The following is a 6,954-nucleotide window of genomic DNA, read 5'->3' as shown; positions in this document are numbered from 1 at the left end:
CCGGCCGAAGGCCGGGCAGACCCCACGAAGCGGACGGATGTCAGGCGGTTTTCATGAGGTCGAGGGTCGATTCGATGGAGTTGACCTGGGCGACGAGATACTTGATCCACTTGTCGCCGGGGTGGGCTTGCTCGTGCGGGAGGACCGTGGCGGTCAGGAACCGGCGGAACTCCGTCAACTTCTCGGAGATCACAGACCGTTCGTACTTCTCGAGCACGTCCTTGAGGGCTCCGAGCTGATAGCCGTCGGCGCGGGTCCATGACAGCGGCGGCCAGCCGTTCTCGGCGATGATGTCCTTGAACATCGCGAGCCCGGATCGGACCTGGCAGGGCGTCAGGCCCGAAGCGCGGACCAGCTGCTGGAAGCTCAGCCCCGCGGGCCGGGCCTCGAACAGGATGAACCGCAGTGTGTCTGCGTGGCGTCTGGCCGCATCACCCCGGCGCCGCGAGGCCCGGGCCATCACTCACTCGCCTTTGAGGAACTCGGCCAGGGCGTCATCCATGTCGACCTTGCCGGTGTCGACGGCCTGCTCGATCCAGTCGAGCGTCGCCCGGCATTTCGCGATGTTCTGGTGCACGATCGCGGACTCGTCCTCGTTGAGCGTGCGGTCCCGCAGGCCGGGGACGGTGCGGCCGGCCGCGGCGACGAACGCGTGGCAGGCCGTGACCAGGTCAAGGAACTCAATACTCCTCTTGTCGGCGTACGGACTTTTCTCCCCAGTTGCGTACGGATGAACGTCCCCAGCTGTCAGGCCACTTCGTTCTCCCGCTCGATGGCCTTGAGGCGGTTCTTGAGCCGGTAGCTGGGGCCGTTGATGGAGATCACTTCGCAGTGGTGGAGGAGGCGGTCGAGGATGGCGGTGGCGAGGACCTCGTCGCCGAAGACCTGGCCCCATTCGCTGAAGGTCTTGTTCGAGGTCAGGATGATCGAGCCTTTCTCGTAACGCTTGGAGATCACCTGGAAGACCAGGTTCGCCTCGGCTCGTTCGAGGGGCTGGTAGCCGACCTCGTCGACCACGAGGACGCTGGGCCGCAGATAGGTGCCGAGCTTGTTCGTCAGACGGCCGGCGGCTTCAGCGGCTTTGAGGTTGCGGACCATGTCGTCGAGGCTGGTGAAGTAGATCGAGTAGCCGGCCCGGCAGGCCGCGACCGCGAGAGCGACGGCGATGTGGGTCTTGCCGACCCCGGGCGGCCCGAGCAGGGCGGCGTTCGCTTTGCCGTCGACGAACGAGAGGGTGGCGAGGTCCTTGACCTTGCGTGGGTCGAGGTCGGGCTGGAAGGAGAAGTCGTACTCATCGAGCGTCTTGTGGTGCGGCAGTCTGGAGAGCCGCAGGCCCTGGCGGAAGCGGCGGTCGTCACGGACGGCGAGTTCCTCGGAGAGGACCAGGTCGAGGAAGTCGAGGTAGCCCAGCTTCCCCTCGTCGGCCCGCCGGGTGTACTCGTTGATAGTTTCGGCCAGGTGGGGCAGGCCGAGCTTGCCGGCCGTGTTGCGGATGCGGGTGCTGACCAGCTCGCTCAAGACGTTTCCCTTGTGCTCGGACGGGTGGTGAAGGGGCGGGTGCCGGTCAGCTCGTCATAGACCGACAGCGGACGGCGGCCGACCTCGACGCGGGTGGCCGCGGCCCGGTTCAGCAGGGCCTGCAGAGGACCGGCCTCCTCGCCCAGAGGACGCTCCTTGCGAGGCCGTGGCAGAACATCGCCGGTGGTGGTCCGGCGGCCCTTGCCGGTGGGTAGGCCGTCCCAGTGGGCCTCGTCGACGACGCGGGCTCCGCGGCCGATCGCCCGTGGGTGGGTGGCCAGCAGCGTCCCGCCGCTGGCGTCCGCGATGGTGGAATGCAGCATGACCTGCGACTTCGTGGCCCGGATCTCCACCAGTTGACGCGGTCGGGCCCTGCGGGCAGGCACGGAGTAGAGGTTGCCACCGAAGGCAACCAGGCAGTCCTTGCCGACCGGCCGCAGATGCCGCTCGGCCACCAGATACGGAGTCTGCGGCAGAGGCTTGAGAGCTGCGTGGTCGCGGGCTGCCCGCTCTCCGATGATCTGCTGGTGTGTCCTGTGGGCCTGGGCCCGCCGCTGCGGCACCCAGGCGGCGAAGGCGGCGTCCATCTCCTCGACGGAGGAGAACGACCGGCCGGACAGGACGTGGTCGCGGACGATGAGGACCTGGCGCTCGACGCGTCCCTTGCCGGTGGGACGGTAGGCGGCCAGGACGTCGATGTCGAAGTCGTAGTGGCCGGCGAACCCGACCGCTTCCGGGTGCAGCGGGACCGCCTCGCCCGGAGCAACGTGGCGGCGGACCACCGTTTTCGTGCGGTCGTAGACGATCGTCATCGGGACGCCCCCGAAGTGGGCGAAGGCCCGGCGGTGGCAGTCGAAGAACGTCTGCAGGTCCTGGCTGGTGGTGAAGCAGCAGAACGGGTCACGCGAGTACGACAGCGTCACGTGGAAGGAGTAGACCTTCGGGATGCCCATGTGGGCGAGGATCTTGCCTTCGTCGCCCCAGTCGACCTGGGCCTGGGCGCCGGGGATGACCTCGAACCGGCGGTGCATGCCGGCGAGTTCCTTCGGCGTGATGCCGAGTTCCTCGGCGATGCGAGGCCGGGCTTCCTGAACGTAGAGCTTGACGCGCTGGTAGTTGCCGGTGAACCCGTACTCCGCGGCCAGTCGCCCGTGGATCACCGCGGCCTTCATCAAAATCTCTGCCCGCAGCATCGAGTCCACCAGCGGCGCGAACTCGTCGATCACCCTCGCCTTCGACCGCCCGTTCGGCGACCGGCGCGGCGGGGTCGCCGGCCCCGGTGCCGACAAGTACTTGCGGACCGTCTTCCGGTCCAGCCCTGTCTCCCGGGCCACTTCCGACAGGCTGATCGCCCCGGACTCCAGCAGACTCCGGAAGCGCCGAAGTTCCAACCAACGATGCGGATCCAGGACCACCGTCGACCTCCTGCCGCCGCCTCTCACCGACCAAGCAGCAGAGTGCCGAGCAGCAGGTCTCAACGCATCAGCAACTGTCCCTTTTCATCCGTACGCGGGTGGGGACGTTCAGGTGTACGCCGACACCTCTCGATGTTGCGGACCGCCGGAGCGAGGGGATGATGGTCCTCGAAGTGCTCGTGCGTCTGCCGCAAGCGGTCCATCTGGGCCCGGTTGGCCTGGAAGCGGGCGGTGTCGTCGCTCATCGCCTTGAACGCGACGTCCGGCCGGCGCATCAGGCTGGTCGCGGCGGTGGTCGCCACCGACTCGTCGCGGGTGAATTCCTCCACCACCCGGACCTTGTCCTCCGCCGACACTTTGGCCGCGACCTGCGGACGCTTCAGGAAGTCGGTGGTCACCGCCGCGGCGACCTCGGGCTCCCGGGCCAGCGAGTGGATCGCGGTGACCTTCTCCTGCGGCGTGATCGGTGTTTCGACCTGCTGTCCCACCCGGCGATTGGCGTCGTCCGTGGTCCAACGGGCCTTGCCGTTCGACGGCGTCAGGATCGCCTTGAACCGCTCGTCCTCGTCCTCGATGTTCGCCAGCGAGCGATGGACCGTGTAGGAGGCGAGCTTCGGCTGCCGGTGCTGTTTCGGCCAGCGGGACGCCACCCACCTGGCTGTTTTTACCGCTCCGACGCTCAATCCGATGTCATCAGACAGCCGTTGCAGCGACTGCTCGACCGTGTACTCACTTGACCCGACCAGGCCGCCTCGCTGCCTCATCGGTTCCACTTCCAGGGCGCGGTCCCCGATCGTGAACTGACCCCGGGTCTGCTGTTCGACGACTTCACGAAGCTCGGCGATGATCTGTTCGTAGCGGGACTGGCTGACCGCCCCGACGTTCTCCTCGGACATGGCTTTCACCACCCAAGTGCGGGCCCAGAAACGGCACTTCGGACCGTAACGGGACAAGGCCCGCATCTCTGTCGAGAGTCGGACCGCACATCCACAGATCACAATGGATGACCGCAAATGATCGGTTAGCGACCGAAGCGGGTCTCAGGATGCGTTCGCTCAGCGGTTACTGTGACCGTTCGCCGAACGGTTCCTTCCGGCGCTTCCACGCGCTCACCTTGCACTTCGTCGAGCAGAACACCGCGTCCGAACGGCGATCCACCCCCGCGATCCACCGGGTCCCGCACTCCGGGCACTCGACCTCGCCGGCCCCGTCCTTCACCGCCGCAAGCCGCTTCCGCAACCGGTCCTCCACCCGCCACTGCCTGGAACGACACGCAGTCGAGCAGAACACCGCACCCCGACGGGCCTCCGGCCTCAACGGCTCCCCGCAAGCCCGGCAAATCCTCTTCCCACCCCGTATCGCACCCTCGGACACCGCACCAGGCTATGCCTCAAGGCTCCCAGAAACCGGGGATCAGAAACAGCTACTTGGTGTTGACGCCCTCAGTGGACGTTAAGTCCGATCTTCCTCGGTTCGTGATCGCTCGATCGAGGTACTGATCGTCGCGCAGGCCCTCTGTTGGGCATGTGCATGCTGAGATGCGGGCATGGAGCGAGAGCCGTACCCCAGCGACTTATCGGACGAGCAGTGGGCGTTGATTGAGCCGATGATCACGGCCTGGAAGCAGGAGAGAGTGGCTCGGTCAGTGACCGGAGATCCCGGCTCCTGCGATCTGCGGGAGGTCGTGAACGCGATCTTCTACCAGAACCGGACGGGCTGCCAGTGGCGCTACCTCCCGCATGATCTGCCGTCCTGGTCGGCGGTGTTCTACTACTTCGGCCTGTGGCGCCAGGACGGGCTCGACCAGCGGATCTCCGAACTCCTGCTGCCAAGTGCGGGAGAGAGCCCGGCGATTAGAGGACCCGTCCCTGGTGATCATCGACACCCAGTCCGTCCGCGCGGCCGCGGGTGTCCCGAAGACCACGACGGGACTGGACGCCAACAAGAAGGTGTCGGGGCGCAAGCGGGGACTGGCCGTTGACGTTCTGGGGCTGATCATCGGCGTCGTAGTGCTGGCCGCCTCCGCCCATGACAACGCAGCCGGCACTGCCCTGCTCGATCAGGCGGCCGAGCGGTGCGGATGCGTCTGGAGAAGGCCCTGGTGGACCAGGGCTTTAAGGACGAGGTTCTCATCCACGGCGCCCTGCTGGACATCGACGTCGAGGTCGTCCGCCGCAACGCCGCAGACCAGGGCAAAGGCTTCGTCCCGCAACCGAAGAGGTGGATCGTGGAGCAGGTCAACGGCACGTTGATGCTGCACCGCCGCCTGGCCCGCGAGTACGACCACCGCCTCGACACTTCCGCCTCGCGCGTCTACTGGGCTTCCATCGCCAACATGGCCCGCCGCCTCACCACACCCGCCCCCACCTGGCGCGACACCCTCGGGCTGGCCGCGTGAACATCAGCGAGCTCCTGGCAGACCTCCAGGACCAGCACGACAAAACCACGGCCCGGGCTGACGAACTACGCAGCCAGATCGACCACTTGACCGCCGCTCTGGCCGAGACCGAAGCACGACGCGCAGACCTGGCCACCACCCGGAAGATCATCGCCGAACGCATCCCACCCGGGACCGAGCCCGATCCGCCCGAGAAGGCGCGGCAGACCCTCTACGACCAGGCCATCGTCCCCTTCCGTGACATTTTTCAGCGTCTCAAGCACATCGATCCTGGAGCCCCCAGACCACCAGCGTCGGCATGGGAAGCTCGGGCAGCATCCGCAGGACGAGGTTCTTCTGCCCCAGCGGGCCGGCGGCGCTGCGCTGTGAGCGCAGGGTGGTCGCCAGCGCCCCGGGCGTGCCGGCCGCGGCCGTCTGGCTGGTCCACCACGCCGCGGGGATGCGCCAGGGCCGGCAGGACCCCATGAGCGCGACCGACGCCACCGTCAGGCTCGGGGCGAGAGGTACCAGCGGGGTCAGCCACGCCATCAGGTCACCCAAGGGGGTGGCGGCCTGTACCAGGTGAGCTGACCCCGGTTTCGTGGAGTCCCTGAAGCCAGGTTTATGATCCTGGTCCGAAGGAGAACCACGAGCAGTGCCAGCACCACGTAGATACCCGGGCGAGCTGCGCGAGCGGGCCGTCCGCGAGGTCCGCACTACCGGCCGGCCGATCGCGCATGTCGCCAAGGACCTGGGCATCCACAAGGAAGCCCTGCGCGGCTGGGTCCGCCAGGTTGAGGCGGACGCCGGCGAACGCGACGACCGGCTGACCATCGCCGAGCACGAGGAGCTGAAGCAACTCCGCAAAGAAGTAGCGGAGTTGAGGCGGGCGAATGAGATCCTCAAAGCCGCGAGCGCATTTTTTGCGGCCGAACTCGACCGTCCCTGGACGAGGCCGACCAGGTGATCGACCACCTCACGGACAAGGGTCTCGGGGTCGGGTTCGCCTGCCGGGTGCTGGGGCTGTCGGAGTCGGCGTACTACGCACGTAAGAAGCGGCCGAAGTCGGCCGGCCGACTGCGCGACGAGTAGCTGATGCCGCTGATCGAACAGATCCATGCTGAGTCCGGCGGCACCTATGGTGTTCGCCGGATCACCCGCGCGCTCAGGCGCAAGGGCATTCTCGTGGCACGCTGCACCGTCGAGCGGCTGATGCGTGAGCTGGGCCTGGAGGGCGTGATCCGCGGGAAACGTCGCCGCACCACGGTGCCGGAGCCGTCGGCACCCAGGCCGTCGGACCTGGTCGACCGCGACTTCACGGCCTCGCGGCCGGATCAGCTGTGGGTAGCGGACATGACGTATGTCCGCACCTGGTCCGGCTGGGCGTACGTGGCGTTCGTCCTGGACGTGTACTCGCGGATGATCGTCGGCTGGCAGGTCGCGAACCACATGCGCACCGAACTCCCTTTGGGCGCACTGGAGATGGCACTGTGGAGACGGAGGATCAAGAAGGGCTCCGGCCTCATTCACCACAGCGACCGCGGGGCGCAAGGTGGATTCAACTGGTCGTCGCAACACCCTGATCTCGGAGGTGTGCGACGTGGCCACGACGGACTGGAGTTTGAAGACCAGCGATGTTCCGGA

The 6,954-nt window shown here is 67.0% G+C and carries 9 protein-coding genes and 2 pseudogenes; 4 read left to right on the top strand and 7 right to left on the bottom strand.

Going from position 1 to position 6,954, the window contains the following annotated elements:
- Window positions 1–40: 40 nt before the first annotated feature.
- The 5 genes and pseudogenes from ACWD11_RS34825 to ACWD11_RS34805 all read right to left on the bottom strand — a co-directional run bounded on the left by ACWD11_RS34825 (window position 41) and on the right by ACWD11_RS34805 (window position 3,829).
- Window positions 41–460: a RacP protein gene (locus ACWD11_RS34825; protein WP_389421649.1), complete on the bottom strand. Its 420-nt coding sequence runs from the start codon at window positions 458–460 to the stop codon at window positions 41–43.
- A 3-nt stretch (window positions 461–463) separates the two neighbouring features.
- Window positions 464–691: pseudogene (locus ACWD11_RS34820) on the bottom strand (DUF6192 family protein); the annotation flags it as partial.
- Between the two features lie 56 nt (window positions 692–747).
- Complete coding sequence (gene istB, locus ACWD11_RS34815; RefSeq protein WP_451124413.1) at window positions 748–1,518, bottom strand: IS21-like element helper ATPase IstB; 771 nt, start codon at window positions 1,516–1,518, stop codon at window positions 748–750.
- Complete coding sequence (gene istA / locus ACWD11_RS34810; RefSeq protein ID WP_451287897.1) at window positions 1,515–2,933, bottom strand: IS21 family transposase; 1,419 nt, start codon at window positions 2,931–2,933, stop codon at window positions 1,515–1,517. The genes istB and istA overlap by 4 nt, the downstream gene beginning before the upstream one ends.
- Window positions 2,934–2,992: 59 nt before the next feature.
- Complete coding sequence (locus tag ACWD11_RS34805; protein WP_389421645.1) at window positions 2,993–3,829, bottom strand: DUF6192 family protein; 837 nt, start codon at window positions 3,827–3,829, stop codon at window positions 2,993–2,995.
- Between the two features lie 650 nt (window positions 3,830–4,479).
- Here ACWD11_RS34805 and ACWD11_RS34800 point away from each other — a divergent pair.
- Window positions 4,480–5,331: pseudogene (locus tag ACWD11_RS34800) on the top strand (IS5 family transposase).
- 65 nt (window positions 5,332–5,396) lie between these two features.
- On the opposite strand, the gene ACWD11_RS34795 reads toward ACWD11_RS34800, so the two are convergent.
- Window positions 5,397–5,594, bottom strand: coding sequence for a hypothetical protein (locus ACWD11_RS34795; protein WP_389421644.1), 198 nt, complete (start codon window positions 5,592–5,594; stop codon window positions 5,397–5,399).
- Window positions 5,587–5,859, bottom strand: coding sequence for a hypothetical protein (locus ACWD11_RS34790; protein WP_389421643.1), 273 nt, complete (start codon window positions 5,857–5,859; stop codon window positions 5,587–5,589). Before ACWD11_RS34790 ends, ACWD11_RS34795 begins: the two co-directional genes overlap by 8 nt.
- A gap of 106 nt (window positions 5,860–5,965) precedes the next feature.
- Here ACWD11_RS34790 and ACWD11_RS34785 point away from each other — a divergent pair, with 106 nt between their 5' ends.
- The 3 genes from ACWD11_RS34785 to ACWD11_RS34775 form a co-directional block, all read left to right on the top strand.
- Complete coding sequence (locus tag ACWD11_RS34785) at window positions 5,966–6,277, top strand: transposase (protein ID WP_451287895.1); 312 nt, start codon at window positions 5,966–5,968, stop codon at window positions 6,275–6,277.
- Entirely contained in the window at window positions 6,274–6,402 is a 129-nt protein-coding gene (locus ACWD11_RS34780) for a hypothetical protein (RefSeq protein ID WP_389421641.1), read from the top strand. The genes ACWD11_RS34785 and ACWD11_RS34780 overlap by 4 nt, the downstream gene beginning before the upstream one ends.
- A 3-nt stretch (window positions 6,403–6,405) precedes the next feature.
- Window positions 6,406–6,954: IS3 family transposase (locus tag ACWD11_RS34775; protein WP_389421640.1), on the top strand; the 549-nt coding region annotated here is incomplete at its 3' end.

Source organism: Streptomyces sp. NPDC002776 (genome assembly GCF_053592195.1).
This window is presented reverse-complemented; position numbering and strand designations above follow the sequence as displayed.